The organism is Acinetobacter lwoffii (genome assembly GCF_019048525.1).
Classification (GTDB): domain Bacteria; phylum Pseudomonadota; class Gammaproteobacteria; order Pseudomonadales; family Moraxellaceae; genus Acinetobacter; species Acinetobacter lwoffii_K.
In genome coordinates this window covers 17,997-36,087 of sequence record NZ_CP077369.1, presented here as the reverse complement: position 1 = coordinate 36,087, position 18,091 = coordinate 17,997, and the positions used below count along the sequence as shown (strand labels likewise).

Below are 18,091 nucleotides of genomic sequence, written 5' to 3'. Positions count from 1 at the left end.
TTTTATTATAAAGACAAATTATTTAGCAATCTTTGCCAATAATTCTTCTTTCGAGATATTGACTGAATCAGCATCACGGCGGCCTTTATATTCAAACGTACCTGCATCCAGACCTTTTTCACCAATCACAATACGATGTGGAATACCTGTTAACTCAAGATCAGAGAATTTCACGCCCGGACGTTCGTTACGGTCATCAAGTAACACGTCAAAACCTGCAGCTTGTAATTCAGCATAAAGAGCTTCAGCAGCTTCTAATGTGCGTGGCGATTTATGGGCATTCATCGGCACAATGGCAACTTCAAACGGTGCAATGGCAGTTGGCCAGATAATGCCTTTCTCATCAAAGTTCTGCTCGATTGCAGAAGCCACCACACGCGTCACGCCAATACCATAACAACCCATTGTCACAGTAAATGGCTTGCCATCTTCACCCAAGACTTTACAGCCCAAAGCTTCAGAGTATTTCTGACCTAATTGGAAGATATGACCGACTTCGATACCACGTTTGATTTGAAGGGTACCTTTACCATCTGGAGACGGATCACCTTCAACTACATTACGTAGGTCATACACTTCAGAATACTTCGCATCACGCTCCCAGTTTACACCTGTCGCATGCTTGTCAGCTTCATTAGCACCCGCTACAAAGTCAGACAGTACAGAAGCTGCACGGTCAACAATAACAGTTAAGCCTTTTTCAATCAGACCTTGAGGACCAACAAAGCCAGCAGTTAAGCCAAGTGCTTGAAGTTGTTCTTCAGTAGCAAATGTCAAAGGTGCAGCAATTAAAGGATGTTTTTCAGCTTTAATTTCATTCAGTTCGTGATCACCACGAAGGAATAAAGCAACCACAGGTGCATCTTGACCTTCTTCAGTCGCAACACCTTGAACCAATAAGGCTTTTACTGAATGAGCAGGGTTCGTACCCAAGAATGCTGATACATCTGCAATGGTTTTTTGATTTGGTGTATCTACCAGTTTGAGTTCTTGTATCGGTGCCGCACGCTCACCGACAAGTACTGCTTCTGCCATTTCAATATTGGCTGCATAGTCAGATTCAGTCGAGAAGGCGATATCATCTTCACCGCTTGAAGCCAAAACGTGGAATTCATGAGAACCTGAACCACCAATTGAGCCGGTATCTGCTTGTACTGGACGGAAATTTAAACCAAGACGGGTGAAGATTTTGCAGTAGGCTGCATACATGTCGTCGTAGGTTTGTTGTAGTGATTCCTGGTTAGCATGGAAAGAGTAGGCATCTTTCATGATGAATTCACGTGAACGCATTACGCCAAAACGTGGACGAATTTCGTCACGGAATTTGGTTTGTACCTGGTAGAAGTTTGCAGGCAATTGCTTGTAGCTTTTTAATTCGTTACGTGCAAGGTCGGTGATCACTTCTTCATGCGTCGGCCCCAGAACAAATGGGTTGCCATGGCGGTCGTTGAAGCGTAAAAGTTCAGGGCCGTATTGTACATAACGACCTGATTCTTCCCACAAAGATGCAGGTTGAGTCACCGGCATATAGACCTGAAGTGAACCGACTTTGTCCATTTCTTCGCGAACGATCGCTTCAACTTTATTTAATACGCGAACGCCCATCGGCAACCAGGTGTATAGACCTGAAGCCAACTTACGAATCATACCGGCACGAAGCATCAGCTGATGGGATATAACCTCAGCATCGTTCGGGGTTTCTCTTAACGTTGCAAATAAAAAGCGACTCGCGCGCATGGAAACTGTCCTAAAAAATTAAGCGTTAAAGCAGGGATTATACAATAAAAAATGAGGTGAGCATTTGGGAGTGTCACCTCATTGTGTTGCATTAAATTATGCCATGATTTTACGTGCCTGACGCAGCATAAAATTCTTAAAGTCATCCAGGTAAGTAAAGATCACCGGCACCACCACCAAGGTCAGCAGGGTAGAGGTAATCACCCCGCCAATCACCGCATGCGCCATCGGTGCACTTTGTTCTCCACCTTCACCTAGTCCTAGGGAAAGTGGCACCATGCCCATGACCATCGCGCTGGTGGTCATCAAAATTGGACGCAGACGGGTTTTACCCGCGGCAATGATCGCATCATAACGGTCTTCACCGCGATCCATGGCCTTCTTGATAAAGTCGATCAGCAGAATCGCATTCTTGGTCACCAGTCCCATCAGCATGATAATGCCGATAATCGAAAACAGGTTCATGGTCGAGTTAAACAGGAACAAGGCCAGAAACACGCCAATGAGCGACAATGGCAGTGAGGCCATAATTGCTGCAGGATGGATAAAGCTGTTGAACTGCGAACCGAGAACAATATAGATAAATACAATCGATAGGGTAATCGCGGTCAAGGCATAGCCTGCGGATTCTGCCATGTCGGCATTGGAGCCTTGAGTGTCGAAACTATAGCCTGGTGGCATATCGAAATTTTCTTGCAAGCGACTGATATCTGTCCCGATATCGCCTGCAGGACGTCCTGAGGTATTGGCCTCGACCAGCACTTCACGTGCCAGATCACGTCGATTAATCTGCGAGGCACCGAGTTTTTCTTCAAATTTGGCCACGCTCGAAAGCGGAACCAGAATTGGTTGATTATTGGCATCGGTTTTATTTGAGGTGATATACATATTCTGTAAATCGCTAGGCAAGCTGCGCTGGTCTTCGGTCAGGCGCAGATTCACATCATAGGTTTCACCTTTTTCATCCTGCCAGGTCGTGACATCATCACCGGCAATCAGCGGACGCACTACATTGGCAATCTGATTGACTGATAAACCTAAATCACTGGCCAAGACGCGATTAATCTGTACATCAAGAGTTGGCTTGGGTTCTTTTAATGAAGTTTCCAGATCGACAATGCCATTAATTTTCGCCATTTCCGTCATAAAGCGATCAGAAATTTTTTGCAGTTCATCCAGATCCGGGCCTTTGATCGAAATCATGATTGGCTTCTGGCCACCAGAAACGGTTTCATCGGCGGATGCCACCGAGGTAATGCTGATTCCTGCAACCGATTGCAGGCGCTGGCGAAATTCATTATTTAAGTCATTCAGGGTCTTTTCACGTTCGGTACGCGGCGTCACGGTCACCCGTAAACTGACATGGTTTTTACCGCGGTCGGTTGCGCCATTAATCACCCCATAGGTGGCTTTGACATCCGGATGCTGACGAATAATCTGATCAACCTGCTGGAGTTTGGCCTGAGAATATTCAAGCGATGAATCGACCGGTGTTTCAAACTTGATCCGGATTTCACCTTTATCGGGAACCGGTACAAATTCGGTGCCGATCAGTTTGGATAAACCCAGAGCACCAAATAATGAAGCCACAGCAATCATTAAGGTAATCAATCTGAAGCGCAATGCCAGTTTTAATAATTTTTCATAGACATGGCTTAAGTTGTCCAGCTTGCCGGAGATCCAGCTAAAGAAACGTTTCACCCGACCTGGTTTTTTATTCGGATCTTTTTTCTTTTCTGCCCAGTGTGCAGAGAGCATAGGATCCAGGGTAAAGCTGACAAACATCGAGATCAGAACGGCCATACTTACCGTGACCCCGAACTGGTAGAAGAAACGGCCAATAATTCCGCCCATAAAGGCCACAGGCAGGAATACGGCAACAATGGTCAGTGTCGTGGCCAGCACGGGTAAGCCAATTTCTTTTGTGCCATCGAGCGCGGCAGTGACATGGTCTTTGCCCATGTCGGCATGCCGGACAATGTTTTCACGTACTACAATTGCGTCATCGATCAGCAGACCAATACTCAAGGACAGCGCCAGCAAAGTCATCATATTGATGCTAAAGCCAAAGGCCCAGATAAAGGTTAAGGTGCCCAAAAGAGCAATTGGTAGGGTTAAACCGGTGATTACTGTGGAGCGGAAAGAACCCAGGAACAGTAGGACAATCAGCACAGCCAGTACCGCACCTTCAATAATGGTTCGGGCTACATCACCAATGGTGCCGCGGATACTTTTGGAGGAGTCCACCACCACTTGTAAAGTGGTACCTTGTGGAAGCTGCGCCTCAATACTTTCTAAAGCTGCATAGCTCTTGTCGACTACTTCAATGACGTTTGCATCTGAACTGCGCAAAATATCAATTGCCACTGCGGTTTTACCATTCAAAAAGGCAGCCGATTCCAGCTCTGCCTGACTGTCTTGAATATTGGCCACTTGTCTGAGGAAAATCGGTACGCCGTTTTTATTGGCAATAACCAGATCGCCGAAGGCGAGGGGATGCAGTACTTTGGAATTGATTTCAATGACCAGTTCCGAATTACCCGATTTAAGCGTCCCCCCCGGGACTTCAATATTCTCGGCCTTTAAGGTGTTAATCACACTGTCCACACCAATGCCAAAGGCTTGTAGTTTTTGTGGTTCCACCTGAATCCGGATCTGGCGCTGCGCATCACCCAGCAGGTTGACCGTTCCGACGCCCGGGACTGTACGCAATTGTGGCACAATTCGCTGATCCAGATAGGAACTGAGCGCTTTCACATCCATATTGTCGGATTCAAATACGATCGACATTACCGCATTCGCCGTCGGGTCATAACGTTCTACAATCGGCTCCTGAATCTCATCACGAAATTCAGCAGTTACAGAAGCGATTTTATCCCGCACGTCCTGAGCTGCTGTGGTAGATGTCACATCCAGATTAAATTCAGTGGTGATGATGGACAGGCCTTCACTGGACTGGGAAATCACCTGTTTCAAACCGGAAATGGTATTGATCTGATCTTCGAGTTTCTTGGTGATTTCCGATTCAACCGTTTCCGGAGAAGCGCCCGGATAGTTGGTATAGATCACCACAAAAGGGAAATCGACATCAGGAAATTCTTCAACGCCCATCCGCTGCCAGGAAGCCAGTCCCAGTACCATCAAACAGAACATCATCATGATGGTGAAAACCGGATACTTCACACTAATTCGGGTAAACCACATGTCAATGATCCTGTATGAATGGTTTTAGTTGGCGCGAAGGGTGACAGTTTTTTGCAGATCGGCTTCGCTAAACTTAACCCGGCTGACCTGATCACTATTTTCTAGTCCTTGAACCACGGCAATGTTGTCGCTATAACGCTGTTCTAGTACCTGAACATTGACTTTGATAATTTTATTCTGGCGTATTATCCAGACATAAGGTTTATTCTGAATGTCTTGAATAGTATCTAATGGAATCAGCTGGCCAGAAATCTGTTGTGAACTCAGAATGTTGCCTTCAACGAAGGAGCCGATACTTAGCGAAGGAATGGTTTCATTCGGCGTGGCAAAGAATTCGATCTGGCGACTGGCCTGATCTGCAATGGGGGAAATCCGGCTAATTACGGCAGTGAGCCGATTTGGATTACCTTGAATGTTGTATTCGACCTGACTGCCCAGTCTTAAACCTGATTGCAGATCACTAGGTACGCGTGCTTGAATTTCCAGCCGTTTCGGATCGACAATTTCAAACAGGGTTTGTCCAATGGCAACGGTTTGACCCGGTTCAACCTGACGTTGCGTAATCACGCCACTGATCGGACTGGTCATGGTGCCATCACGATCGGCTTTCTGGGCAATATCGACATTGGCTTGCTGGGCGCGGACATTTTCAAGCTGGGCCTGATAATCGACCTGACTTTGTTCATATTCTACTTTTGAAATAAACCCCTGATCGAGCAGACGCTTTTTACGCTGCATCATGTTGTGCGCCTGATTGGCTTGCGCTTGAGTTGAGGCCAGATTCGCACGCGCCTGTGCCAGACGAGCTGCATTGTCCTGATTATTCAGGCGTACCAGCACTTGTCCCTTGGCAACTGTTTGACCTACCTGTGCGTTTACGCTGGTGGCAGTAGCAGAGACCTGTGACTGTATGCTGCTTTGATTGACTGCACGAATGGTGCCGGTGAATGCGGTTTTTTGAACTGAATTGCCAGATTGAACTGCAACTAGATCTTGAGGAATGACTTCAATGGATTTGGCTGTTTCGGTTTGCTGTACGGGTTCATTTTTATCACAAGCCACTAAAAACATATTTAAGCAAAGTGCACTCATGATCAGGATAGAGCGCGGGGAAGGCATATTTAAATCATGAGAATGCGGTGCAGTTTGCATATGAGTCCTTTTAGCTGGCTATGGATCAAAACCACGGCTAGCTATTTGTATTTATTCAAGTGCTTTTAAACGGGCGATAATTTTGTCGTATTCTGCTTCCAGATTTCGATAGCGACTTTGTAAAGATTGAATATTTTCTTTCTGGGAAGCGAGATTTTTCTGGTTATTGTCTAATGTTGTTTTCAGGTGTGCCGGTGGGGTTTTACCTTTACGTAAATATTCACGTTCCTGACGCACAAACATGACCCGATCTTTTTGCAGTTGCTTCATTTGTTCTTGCTGAAAATCAATCTGTTTTTTTAACTGGACCAGGCTGTCATTCTTTTTCTGTAAAGCGGTCTGGCTATTGTTATAAGCACGCTTGAGTTTATGATCTTCGGCAATTCGCTGCGCCTGTTGGGCACGTTGTGGCGCTTGCCTGATATCCGCTTCGGCATTATAAGGACGGGCACGCTTAATCACCTGCATATTCTGGTCAAGTGCTTCATAGCCATAACGGATATGATTTGGCGTGACATTAGTACTGATATTGGCCACACCCTTGCTGTCATAATAACGATACCAAGTGGCTTTTTGCGGGAGTTGGTTACTACTCGCACACGTTAAGCTCACCTGTAACAGTAGCAGCACAACAACAATGAATTGGCCAGTCATTTTATTTTTATCAATGACAGCAAGTTTTCTTAAAAACTGACTCATCATTGGCTCCCCGAATTTAAAGTTGACTAAATTACTTATTTTAAAGTAATAATCTTGTTATATTAGACTTAAATTTATCAATAAAAAACTACCGTTAGTCAAAAAAAAACCAATAACGATAAGAAAATGTGAAGCTGTTATTAAAAATAAATGATTTTGTCTACTTGTGTAGAAAATGTTCATTGATAATACAAGTGACTTTATGTTAAAAATGTTTATCGATCGTAATAAAATAATCCTATGAGCCTTATGGCATATAGTTTCTAAAATGGGAAGGGTTAAACAAATGGACGATAAATTCCAAAATCTAAAAATTATGGTTATTGATGACTCAAAGACCATTCGTCGTACTGCGGAAACTCTTCTTCAACGCGAAGGTTATGAGGTCATTACTGCAGTAGACGGTTTTGAGGCTTTGTCAAAAATTGCCGAAGCAAATCCAGATATCGTTTTTGTAGATATTATGATGCCGCGCCTGGATGGTTATCAAACCTGCGCCTTAATCAAAAACTCTCAGAATTACCAGAATATTCCTGTGATTATGCTATCGAGTAAAGATGGCTTATTTGATCAGGCCAAAGGTCGTGTCGTGGGTTCAGATGAATACCTGACTAAACCTTTTAGTAAAGATGAATTGCTCAATGCAATCCGTAACCATATTAGTGCTTAATATTTGATTTTTTTGGGGAATTGGCATGGCACGTATCCTAATTGTGGATGACTCACCGACAGAAACTTTTCGCTTTAGAGAGATTCTTTCTAAACACGGCTTTGAGGTGATTGAAGCAGCAAATGGCGCAGATGGCGTCACCATGGCACAGGCAGAATTGCCGGACCTAGTCCTGATGGATGTGGTTATGCCGGGCGTGAATGGTTTTCAGGCGACCCGCCAGATTGCACGTGGTGCAACGACCAAACATATTCCAATCGTGATTGTGAGTACTAAGGATCAGGCCACTGACCGTGTATGGGGCAAGCGTCAAGGCGCAGCGGATTATCTAACAAAACCAGTCGATGAAAAACAATTAATAGATGTAATTAAGCAGCACCTCAATGCAGGATAAGCTCTATGGCAGCAAATGGATTTATCGAATTGCTTCGCATTGCGAAACGGGGGAATAAAAACTACGTTTCCAATGGCAATGAAGTTAACCGATGGTCGGGCATTGCTTTTGAGATGATGGGGCAATATTTTGTTGCCCCGCTGGGGGAAGTATCAGAAGTGATTTATCCCCCAGAATATACGCCGGTACCCAAGACACAAGCATGGGTGTTGGGTCTGGCGAATATCCGGGGAAGACTGTTATCGGTTTCTGATCTGACGCAGTATGTATCAGGGCAGAGCAGTCAATTTTCACCGACTCAAAAAGTATTATGCATCAACCATAATGACCAGTATGTGGGTTTGGTCGTAGATCAAGTTTTGGGTATACAACATTTCAATAAGAAAAGTTTCTTTTCGAAGAAATCTGAATTGGATAAAAACTTACAAGAATATTGTCAGGGGTTTTTCCATCAGCACAACCAGCAGTGGCATGTGTTTTTATTCAGTCGTCTGTTGCAAAATCCAAAATTTATGAACGCATCTATAAAATTTATAAATTAAATGTCGCGCTCGAAACTAAGCAAGGCGTCAACCGGGGAGAGGCTGCATGGGCTTTAAACTTAAAAAGAAAAATACAGGTGAGAGCACTGGCCGCAAAGGCGGTAATGCTTTTTTAGCTAAGATTCAAACGCAAGTAGATCAGTTATCACGTGTATTTGGTGATAGTGAAAAATCAAAACCGCTGATCTATGGAGCAGCAGGCTGTCTTTTAGCCGCACTGATCACTTTATTGTATCTTTTTTATAGTGTTCCACGTACCAACGAACTCACTCAAAGTCTGGGTGATTTGCGTCTCCTCTCGCAAACGATTTCGCGCCAAGCGACTGAAGCGACAGCTTCGGGTACGCCTGAGGCCATGAAGAACCTCACTGACTCGCAAAAAGCTTTTGCTGAAAATCTTGAGACAGTTAAAAGTATTCACTCTAACAATGATGCGTTGCAAGCTGTTGATAAACAGTGGACAGAAGTGTCGAGCAGTATTGATCTGATTACCTCGCAACAAAAGATTATTAACCAGTTATACGACACCAACATCGCGATTGGTGAAGCGATTCCGGGGATTCAGGCGGAATATAACTTGATGGTCGACCAGATGGCACGTCAAGATATGCCATCGAACCAGGTGGTTATTGCCAAAAACCAGGTATTCATTGCAGAACGTATCTTACGTTCAATCAGTTTGGTACTGACAGGTAATGATGGTTCACGTGAATCTGCGGATGACTTCAGTGCCGATACCGAAACTTTTGGTTCTTATCTGAATGCACAGTTAAATGGTTCTGCTGAACTGGGTGTACAGCGTATTGCTGATCCAACCCTGCGTGAATCTCTGGAAGGCATCAAGGCTGAATATGATGACGTACTGGAATCTGCATCAGCGATTATTCTGAAAAACTCTACACAGATCGTAAAAGTTCGTCAGGCAGCCGCATCTATTTTTTCTCAATCTGATGTGCTTTTGGACAACCTGAATAAATTATCGGGTAACTCAGGTCTTAAAACGGTTGTTCCGGCAGTCCTTCTGATCGCATTATTAGTCGGTTTCTTGCTGTGTGTATTCAAGTTACTTTCTCTGCGTGGCTTGTCGGATAAGCAGCGTGTAGGCCGTTTACAAGAAGAATATGACCGTAACCAGAATGCGATTTTACGTTTACTGGATGAGATCGCCGATCTTGCAGACGGTGACTTGCGTTCATATGCAACAGTATCTGAAGACTTTACTGGTGCAATTGCCGACTCGATTAACTTTGCGATTGACCAGTTACGTGACCTGGTATCGCGTATTACTGAAACTTCACAAGAAGTTGCGCAATATACTGCAACTACACAAAGCATTACCAACCAGTTAGCTGAAGCATCTGAGCATCAGGCACAAGAAATTGCTGGTGCTTCTGCAGCGATTAACGAAATGGCACTGTCGATTGACCAGGTATCTGCCAACGCCGATGAATCAGCGGTGGTAGCAGAGCGTTCAGTACAAATTGCTGCAAACGGTGCGGATGTCGTACATCGATCGATTGAGGGTATGGACACGATTCGTGAACAGATTCAGGAAACTTCAAAACGTATTAAACGTTTGGGTGAATCTTCTCAGGAAATTGGTAACATCGTAGCCTTGATTAACGATATTGCTGACCAGACGAACATCCTGGCATTAAACGCAGCAATTCAGGCATCGATGGCCGGTGAAGCAGGTCGTGGTTTCGCGGTCGTAGCCGATGAAGTACAGCGTCTTGCGGAACGTTCAGCTTCTGCAACGAAGCAGATTGAAGGCCTGGTAAAAACCATTCAAACGGATACGAACGAAGCCGTTATTTCGATGGAACAAACTACATCGGAAGTTGTACGTGGTGCGAACTTGTCTAAAGATGCCGGTGTAGCACTAGATGAGATTCAAACAGTATCGAACAACCTTGCGAAACTGATTGCGAACATTTCTGATGCTGCGAAACTGCAGTCAGCATCTGCAGGTCATATTGCGACCACGATGAATGTCGTACAGGAAATTACCTCGCAAACCACCAGTGCAACCTTCGATACAGCACGTTCAGTATCTGAACTGGCAAACATGGCCGATGCATTACGTGAATCTGTATCTGACTTTAAACTACCAGAATAAAGTCAGACATGATGGGGAAATGTGTCTTGACCGCGGTTGAGACACATTCAGAAAATACAGATAAAGCCTCGACAAGATGTACTTAACTTCATACGTTAGGTATCGCGTGACGGTCACAATTAAGTTTGAGCGCCCTTCTTGGCGGCATAACGTAAGAAGCATGAGCTATGAAAGAAATATTAAAAAATTTAGTTGAAACGACAACGCTTCCTGAAGATAGTTATCTTGACCAAGATGCAGAAATTCTTGAAATTTTTGTTGAGGAAATCGAAGAGATCTTCGTTGAGTTAAATGCTTTATTTCCAGAATGGTTGAGCAATCCAGATCATCAAGAAAATCTGAAAACCATTCGCCGCCATTTTCACACCCTGAAAGGTTCAGGCCGCATGGTCGGGGCAAAATCGGCAGGGGAAATGGCCTGGGCGGTTGAAGATACCTTAAACCGGGTTTTGTCCGGTTCGATTCAGCTAACACCGACGGTACAGAAATTTGCCCAAGCGGTACTGAATGTCTATCAATATGCTTTATATCCAAAATTCAAACATGTACAGCAATTGGATCTCGATCTGCGTCCAATGGTGCTGTTGGGACAACAATTACAACAACAAATTTCGCCTGAACCTGCATTGGAAGAATTACTGGCATTGGCAGATCATTTGACCGCTGAAGGTCAGATGACAGGTCTTGAGCTTACAGAGAATGAGCCAAGTGAAGTTGAGCTAACAATAGCGCCAGTAGAAGTACCGGTTCGCAGTGATATCGAAGAAACTGTGGCGATCTTTATTGAAGAAGCAGAAGAGCATCTGGAAACGATTGCCACCTTCCTTCGCACTGAAGATGAAAAATCACAAGATTATAATGCGCTGATTCGTGCGATTCATACTTTGCGCGGCAGTTCATCCATGGCGCAGATTGACCAGATTTTTGAGGCCAGCTCTAAAGTGGAGCATCTGTTCAAAACCTTGCTACAAGATGAAATTGTCTCAACCTCAAAAGAAACCGCTTTACTGATTCAGTATGCTGAGTTTGTCAGTGACTATCTGCATTTGCTACGTCAGGGCAATACTGCAAAACTGGATGCGGTATATGCCACCTTTGAGCGTGTCTGGAATAATTATGGCTTTGCAGTTATTGAAACCAATAGCATTCAGACGCAAGGCTTGGTGTCCAAACTGGTTGAGTTGGATATTGATCTGTTATTGGATGCCGAGTTTGAATTTGATAAACGTGCCCAAGTCGATTATCCGGAATATATTCAGGCACTCAGCCAGCAGGCTGCAGAATTGCTGGCACATACAGAAAGCCGGGCAGCCCAAGGAATTCATGAATTCACTGCCGATCTGAAATCGGCTTATGATGCGCTACTTGAAAAGCCAGTGCTGCTAAACAGTGATTATGCTTATGAGCTGTTCGCACAGGCACACCAGGAATTTATTCATTTATTTGATACCCTGGCCGCAGGACAGCGCGTCATTCTGAATGATGAGATTCAAAAAATACTCAGTGAACTGTCTGCATTTGTGCAGCAGGATCTCGAGATATTTGCTGAAGATACTAGTAATCAGAATATTGAGCTAAGCTCAGAGGCCACACAAGTGGCTGAAACTGTCGCGCCTGGCAGTGTCGATTTTGCTGGTTTGAGTCAACGCATCGCTGCAGATCGTCAGCAGCAGCAAAGTACTGAAACCAACCGTGATTTTGATGAAGAATTATTAAGTATCTTCCTGGAAGAAGCGGATGAATTGCTCGCAGGCATTGATGAAGATCTGAATACCTGGAGCAAAAAACAGGATGATACGACCTCACTGAACAATCTGATGCGTCATTTGCATACCTTAAAAGGTGGTGCAAACATGATCGCAGCATCGCATATCGGTTTGATTGCGCATGAACTAGAAAGTATTTATGAGCGGGTGATCCGTCAGCAAATTGCCGTAACACCTGCTTTAATCCAGATTATTCGTCTGGTTCAGGATAACGTTTCCGATCGTATTCAATCCATTCGGGAAGACGGTATTGATTATCCTGCACCAGAAGCGATTGCGATTCTGCAAAATATTCAGGCATTGGTTTCTGGACAAGCTGTTGCTGCTGTGGAGAGCGCGAACACTGGAGTTAAAGTTGCAGAGGTCGAAGCGACATCAATTTCTGAGCCGCAACTTGAAGAGTCAGCAACGACTGAACAGCCTGCAACTGATCTGGCTGAAGCTGAAGAATTACTGGAAATCTCTAAGTCTTCTGAGGCTATTGAAGACACACCAGTAGAACGCTCTGAAGAAGACGAACTGAAATCCATTGTTGAAGAATCTTTCCTTGAAGAATCCGAAGAGATTCTGGCGAATGCCGAGAAGCTCCTCAATCAATGGTTTGATCAGCGTAGTGACCGTAGTTTATTGCTGCAATTACAGCGTGCTGCCCACAGTATCAAGGGTGGTGCACGTATGATTGATGTTGAAGAAGTGGCCAGTATCGCCTATGAGCTGGAAACAACTTTCGAACAGTTTGCGGTCTATCAATTTAACTCGAATGCCTATGATGGCTTATTGCAGAAAACGCTGGTCTGGTTAAGACAGGCGATTTTCCAGCGTGACTATAATGGTTTTGATCAGCTGCACAGCAGTCTGAAAAAGATTGCTTATGTGGACGTTACTGCGCAATTGCCTGAGCGTCTGGCGAAGACAGATAATATGGTGGTCAGCACCGACTTTGGCTTCGTTGAAGGTGATGGTACTGAACCGCCACAGATGATGGGTGAGTGGGCGAATAGCGGCACCAGCGATAGCAATAACGAGATGATCCGTATTTCTGCTGATCTGGTCGAGAAGATGATTGACCTGTCCGGTGAGAACTCGATTAACCGTTCGCGTATCGAGATGGACCTGGGTCAGCTAGGCAATACCCTGAACGAGATGGAATTGGCGATCAAACGTCTTGCTGATCAGTTACGTCGAATGGAAGGCGAGCTGGAATCACAGATTATTGCCAAACATGGTTCAGAGAACTCGCGCTATGCCGACTTTGACCCGCTGGAAATGGACCAATATTCGTCGCTCAACCAGCTGTCCAAGTCACTTGCAGAATCAGCATCAGATTTGGTCGACTTCAAGAGTACACTGGCCGACAAGGTTCGCGAAACTGAAGGTCTGTTATTGCAACAATCCCGTATTCAGGCCGAGATTCAGGAAAGCCTGATGCGTACCCGTCTGGTTCCATTTGATCGGATGTTGCCGCGTTTACAGCGTATCGTGCGTCAAACCTCGACCACCTTGAACCGTCCTGCAGAACTGATCGTACAGAATACCGAAGGTGAACTGGATCGTAACATTCTCGAGCGTCTGGTCACCCCATTTGAGCATATGCTGCGTAACGCGATTGACCATGGTCTGGAAGATACTGCAGATCGTATCGCACTGAACAAGCCGGAAGTCGGTTCTATTGTCTTGAACATCAGCCGTCAGGGAACCGATGTAATCGTGTCCTTTAGTGATGATGGTAAGGGGATCGATGCGGAGAAGATTCGTGAAAAAGCGCTGAGTCTGGATCTAATCAAAGCGGATCAAGTCATTGATCAGGAAGAAATCCTGCAATTTATCTTCCATCCTGGTTTCAGTACCGCGAAAGCAGTGACCCAGATTTCTGGTCGTGGTGTCGGTCTGGATGTGGTACAAAGCGAGATCAAATCACTGGGCGGCCATGTGTCAGTGAGCTCGGAACTGGGCAAGGGTACGGTCTTTACGATTCGCGTACCGACGACCGTAGCGGTCAGCGATGCCTTGATGGTGAAAGTGGGCGATCAGCAATATGCGATTTCTCTGGCGCAGATTGACCGAATTGTGCGTATTGCACCGACCACATTGGAAAGCTATTTCAACAGTAAAGATGACTATTTCAAGATCGATGGCGCAAACTATAAGCTGCGTTATCTGTCTGAGTTTGTTGGCAACCAGCCGATTCCACGTCTGAATAATGTTGGTCATTCATTGCCGGTGCTGTTGATTAAAGGTAATAGTGGTCAAACCATTGCCTTGCTGGTCGATCAGTTGGTCGGTTCACGAGCGCAGATTGTAGTAAAACCGATTGGACAGCAGTTTGCCAACGTCGGGGTAGTGGCCGGTGCCACGATTCTGGGTGATGGTCAGGTCTGTCTGATTCTCGATGGACAGAATGTTGCCCGCCAGATTCAGGCGACACAGCGTGTCAAACAGCTGAATGATCAGCGTGATGGTTCGCGTAATTCAAATGCACGTCGTCTGGTGATGATTGTCGATGACTCGGTGACTGTACGTAAAGTGACGTCGCGTCTGCTTGAACGTCAAGGCTATGATATTGTCACTGCCAAAGATGGCGTAGATGCGATCGAGCAGCTTGAAAACGTCAGACCGGATCTGATGTTGCTGGATATCGAAATGCCGCGCATGGACGGTTTCGAAGTGACCAATCTGGTTCGTCACCATGATATTCACCGTGACTTGCCGATTATCATGATTACCTCACGTACCGGTGAGAAGCATCGTGAACGTGCATTCAGCTTGGGCGTAACGCATTATATGGGTAAACCGTTCCAGGAAGCGGAACTGTTGGCCAATATCCAGCAACTGATTGCTGAAAAACAGAGGTAATATATGAGTCAGACCAATTCAAGCAATAAAATGGCTGATCAGATTAGCCAGCAGGAACTTCAGCATCTGATTACGGTATCGACCGGATTTATTGATGCCTATATTATTGACTGTCATGGCAAAGATCCGATGTTATTGCCACAAAACATTGTCCTGTCAGCACTGGATAGCAATACTCAGGTCAAAACTGTAGAATGGCATGAGGCACAGTTACCGGTCTATGCAGTGAATGATCCGTCACGTCAAAATGGGGTGGCACTGGTGATTGAGGGGGATGAAATTACTCAGCGCTTTGCCCTGATGTGTAATGAAATGCCGAAAACCATCCGGATTCGTATTTCCGAAGTGGTCGATGTCGATCAGCCGGTGAATGATCCTGCCATCTTTCAATATGTGCGCATGAACGAACAGCTGTTCCATATTCCGAATATGACCAATATTCAGGCTACAATCGGGCTGTAATCCAGGCTATAAAATATAAAAAAGGAACTCCATGGAGTTCCTTTTTTATTGCGTTATGAATTTACTTAATTGGCGAGTAAATTCACGAGAATCTGCTCATAGATTTCAGCCAATGGCTCTAAGTCTGCAATATCGACATGTTCATTGATCTGATGAATCGTGGCATTCAATACGCCAAGTTCCAGTACCTGTGCGCCGGTAGGGGCAATAAAGCGGCCATCTGAGGTACCGCCCGAAGTCGATAGTTCAGTTTCAGTCCCCGTCACATTCAGAATGGCGGTTTTAGCTGCATTTACTAGTTCACCAACTGGCGTCAGGAAAGGCAGGCCAGATAAAGTCCAAGAAATGTCATAGTCCACACCATGACGATCCAGAATTTCTAAAGTACGTACTTTGAGTTCTTCGGCGGTCACTTCAGTTGAATAACGCCAGTTGCACAATAGGTTCATGGTGCCGGGAACAACATTGGTTGCGCCTGTACCCGAATTGATATTGGAAATCTGGAAGGTCGTCGCCGGGAAATATTCGTTGCCATGATCCCAGACTGTGTCGCACAGTTCAGCAATGGCTTTAGAGGCGGTATGAATCGGATTCACGGCCAGATGCGGATAAGCCACATGACCCTGTTTGCCTTTGACTGTAAGGTTGGCATTTAATGAACCACGACGGCCATTTTTGACTATATCGCCCAGTTTATTAGTACTTGACGGTTCACCGACCAGACACCAGGTAATTTTCTCATTACGCGCTTCCAGTGTTTCAATCACTTTCACCGTGCCGTTAATCGATGGACCTTCTTCATCTGAAGTAATCAGGTAGGCAATCGAACCTTTGTGATTCGGATATTTTTCAACAAAACGTTCTGTTGCAACTACCATGGCTGCCAAAGCCGTCTTCATGTCGGCACTGCCACGACCATAAAGTTTGCCTTCACGGATTTCTGGTAAAAAAGGATCTGAGTTCCAGGCATCCAGATTCCCTGTTGGCACGACATCGGTATGGCCAGCGAAACAGAAGACCGGACCTTCTGTGCCTTTGCGTGCCCAGATATTATCTACATCTTCAAAGCGCATGGATTCAATATTGAAACCAATCTTCTTTAAACGTTCAGCCATGATGTTCTGGCAGTCATGATCAATCGGTGTGACAGAAGGCTGACGTAATAGTTGCAGGCTTAAATCGAGGGTAGCGGAAGAGCTCATACGGTATTCAACAGTCGATAATTTTTTCGGCTCTATAATAGGCGAATATAGGCTTGAATGTGAACGACTGATATAAAAAAACCCTATCTGGGATAGGGTTCTGTGAGCGTTTAGAAAAAAACTAGTTTTGACGGATTTCGTCAGAGGTTTTTTCAGCAGTATTGGTTACCGCATCGCCAGCTTTAGACACATCTTTGCCCATGCCTTTTACGGTGTTACAGCCAGTCAATACAAAAGCCATCATTAATGAAGCAGCAAGAATTTTTTTCATCATCATCTCCGTATAATCAATAATAAAATTATTATGATGTGGGACTTAGAGTAGAAAATATACGCTCTAAAAAATATGTGGTTTTCATAGTGCTTCGGTTAATAAATGTAATGCTTTATAGGGGCTTATGCGATGGATGCTGGATCAGCACCGGATTGCGATACATATAAAAGTCATTGCTATCGACCTTTTTATAGAGGCCATCCGTCCACCAGATCGCAGCTGAACTGCTCGGCCGGGCTTGCGGATAAATCCATTCATGTCGTTGCAGACGATAGAAACTGTGCTGTGCAACGGGAATATGCTGTCCCCATAAACCCAGACGCCGTTCTGTATTAATCCATGAGGGAATTGGCTGATCGGCATGATGTGTAGGCAAATACAGTTGTCCCTTCAAGACGCAAAAACGTTTTTGAATCGGATGCTGCAAAGCCTCATCAAACTGGAATTGTTTTTGTGTGAAATGCTTCATTTTTCTGATTAAAGTATCGGTGCGGTTCAGGCCATACCAATGCGGCAAACTAAAATCGGCTTCGGCTAGATAATATTTCAATGCTACTTCCCAATGTTCAATCTGTCCTGTATCGCTATTTAATAGCAGAAAATCCAGTTCGCCTAAGGTCTTTGCGCCTTCAATTTTTTGCAGACTATGGCCAAGCAGCCGATAGGGATGAAAAGCGTCATCGAGTAACCAGAACCAGACCAGCATTTCAAAGCGCAGTCCTAAACGCGTACTTTTCAGTTGCTGCACAAATTTGATTAATTCTTCTGGATGCTGATCAAGAAATTCCAAGCGTGGATGATAATGACTAAGATGTCGCTGCCAGGTCTGGCTGTCATGCAGTTCAAAGTGATGTATGAGTTCAAGTTCATTTGGAATATGGGACAGGATATTCGGACTGCCAACAGCAAATGCCAGTTGCCGCACCAGAGGATGTTGATAACGTTGCCATGCTTCTACAAGATTTTGGTTTAAACTGGAAAAGGGCATAGTACAACCTGTGAAAAGTGCAGAAATAC

The 18,091-nt window shown here is 45.0% G+C and carries 13 protein-coding genes; 6 read left to right on the top strand and 7 right to left on the bottom strand.

The genetic code is table 11. The annotated features are described in order from the left end of the window. Positions 1-18: 18 nt before the first annotated feature. From I6L24_RS00170 to I6L24_RS00155, 4 genes are all read right to left on the bottom strand, one after another. Positions 19-1,737 (bottom strand): proline--tRNA ligase, encoded by a 1,719-nt coding sequence (locus I6L24_RS00170; RefSeq protein ID WP_216986251.1) that lies wholly within the window; start codon positions 1,735-1,737, stop codon positions 19-21. A 96-nt stretch (positions 1,738-1,833) separates the two neighbouring features. Then, positions 1,834-4,941: an efflux RND transporter permease subunit gene (locus I6L24_RS00165; protein ID WP_216986250.1), complete on the bottom strand. Its 3,108-nt coding sequence runs from the start codon at positions 4,939-4,941 to the stop codon at positions 1,834-1,836. A 24-nt stretch (positions 4,942-4,965) separates the two neighbouring features. Next, the gene (locus I6L24_RS00160) at positions 4,966-6,093 is read right to left on the bottom strand and encodes an efflux RND transporter periplasmic adaptor subunit (protein WP_005104057.1); all 1,128 of its coding nucleotides are present in this window, start codon (positions 6,091-6,093) and stop codon (positions 4,966-4,968) included. Between the two features lie 51 nt (positions 6,094-6,144). Continuing rightward, positions 6,145-6,792 (bottom strand): hypothetical protein, encoded by a 648-nt coding sequence (locus tag I6L24_RS00155; protein WP_005104054.1) that lies wholly within the window; start codon positions 6,790-6,792, stop codon positions 6,145-6,147. 286 nt (positions 6,793-7,078) lie between these two features. Here I6L24_RS00155 and pilG point away from each other — a divergent pair, with 286 nt between their 5' ends. The 6 genes from pilG (at position 7,079) to I6L24_RS00125 (ending at position 15,598) form a co-directional block, all read left to right on the top strand. Further along, positions 7,079-7,462, top strand: coding sequence for a twitching motility response regulator PilG (gene pilG, locus I6L24_RS00150; protein WP_004280711.1), 384 nt, complete (start codon positions 7,079-7,081; stop codon positions 7,460-7,462). 25 nt (positions 7,463-7,487) lie between these two features. After that, on the top strand, positions 7,488-7,856 hold the full coding sequence (locus I6L24_RS00145) for a response regulator (protein ID WP_004280710.1): 369 nt from the start codon (positions 7,488-7,490) through the stop codon (positions 7,854-7,856). A gap of 5 nt (positions 7,857-7,861) precedes the next feature. Further along, a complete protein-coding gene (locus tag I6L24_RS00140; protein WP_004280709.1) occupies positions 7,862-8,398 on the top strand; it encodes a chemotaxis protein CheW in 537 nt (178 codons plus the stop codon). Between the two features lie 46 nt (positions 8,399-8,444). Beyond that, entirely contained in the window at positions 8,445-10,517 is a 2,073-nt protein-coding gene (locus tag I6L24_RS00135) for a methyl-accepting chemotaxis protein (protein WP_005106253.1), read from the top strand. A gap of 167 nt (positions 10,518-10,684) precedes the next feature. Then, positions 10,685-15,136, top strand: a complete 4,452-nt coding sequence (locus I6L24_RS00130; RefSeq protein ID WP_085064468.1) for a hybrid sensor histidine kinase/response regulator — start codon at positions 10,685-10,687, stop codon at positions 15,134-15,136. A 3-nt stretch (positions 15,137-15,139) separates the two neighbouring features. Continuing rightward, positions 15,140-15,598, top strand: coding sequence for a hypothetical protein (locus I6L24_RS00125; RefSeq protein ID WP_044111490.1), 459 nt, complete (start codon positions 15,140-15,142; stop codon positions 15,596-15,598). Between the two features lie 65 nt (positions 15,599-15,663). Here I6L24_RS00125 and dapE read toward each other — a convergent pair whose 3' ends face one another. The 3 genes from dapE to I6L24_RS00110 all read right to left on the bottom strand — a co-directional run bounded on the left by dapE (position 15,664) and on the right by I6L24_RS00110 (position 18,062). Beyond that, complete coding sequence (gene dapE / locus I6L24_RS00120) at positions 15,664-16,800, bottom strand: succinyl-diaminopimelate desuccinylase (RefSeq protein ID WP_085064467.1); 1,137 nt, start codon at positions 16,798-16,800, stop codon at positions 15,664-15,666. 121 nt (positions 16,801-16,921) lie between these two features. Next, on the bottom strand, positions 16,922-17,074 hold the full coding sequence (locus I6L24_RS00115) for an entericidin A/B family lipoprotein (protein WP_004280704.1): 153 nt from the start codon (positions 17,072-17,074) through the stop codon (positions 16,922-16,924). A gap of 112 nt (positions 17,075-17,186) precedes the next feature. Beyond that, positions 17,187-18,062 (bottom strand): DUF1853 family protein, encoded by an 876-nt coding sequence (locus I6L24_RS00110; RefSeq protein ID WP_085064466.1) that lies wholly within the window; start codon positions 18,060-18,062, stop codon positions 17,187-17,189. Between the last annotated feature and the right edge of the window lie 29 nt (positions 18,063-18,091).

Coding starts and splice junctions, on each gene's coding strand:
- I6L24_RS00160 (WP_005104057.1), bottom strand. CDS start 6,093: ATGCAAACTGCACCGCATTCTCATGATTTAAATATGCCTTCCCCGCGC.
- I6L24_RS00135 (WP_005106253.1), top strand. CDS start 8,445: ATGGGCTTTAAACTTAAAAAGAAAAATACAGGTGAGAGCACTGGCCGC.
- I6L24_RS00155 (WP_005104054.1), bottom strand. CDS start 6,792: ATGAGTCAGTTTTTAAGAAAACTTGCTGTCATTGATAAAAATAAAATG.
- I6L24_RS00165 (WP_216986250.1), bottom strand. CDS start 4,941: ATGTGGTTTACCCGAATTAGTGTGAAGTATCCGGTTTTCACCATCATG.
- dapE (WP_085064467.1), bottom strand. CDS start 16,800: ATGAGCTCTTCCGCTACCCTCGATTTAAGCCTGCAACTATTACGTCAG.
- I6L24_RS00130 (WP_085064468.1), top strand. CDS start 10,685: ATGAAAGAAATATTAAAAAATTTAGTTGAAACGACAACGCTTCCTGAA.
- I6L24_RS00115 (WP_004280704.1), bottom strand. CDS start 17,074: ATGATGAAAAAAATTCTTGCTGCTTCATTAATGATGGCTTTTGTATTG.
- I6L24_RS00125 (WP_044111490.1), top strand. CDS start 15,140: ATGAGTCAGACCAATTCAAGCAATAAAATGGCTGATCAGATTAGCCAG.
- pilG (WP_004280711.1), top strand. CDS start 7,079: ATGGACGATAAATTCCAAAATCTAAAAATTATGGTTATTGATGACTCA.
- I6L24_RS00170 (WP_216986251.1), bottom strand. CDS start 1,737: ATGCGCGCGAGTCGCTTTTTATTTGCAACGTTAAGAGAAACCCCGAAC.
- I6L24_RS00145 (WP_004280710.1), top strand. CDS start 7,488: ATGGCACGTATCCTAATTGTGGATGACTCACCGACAGAAACTTTTCGC.
- I6L24_RS00140 (WP_004280709.1), top strand. CDS start 7,862: ATGGCAGCAAATGGATTTATCGAATTGCTTCGCATTGCGAAACGGGGG.
- I6L24_RS00110 (WP_085064466.1), bottom strand. CDS start 18,062: ATGCCCTTTTCCAGTTTAAACCAAAATCTTGTAGAAGCATGGCAACGT.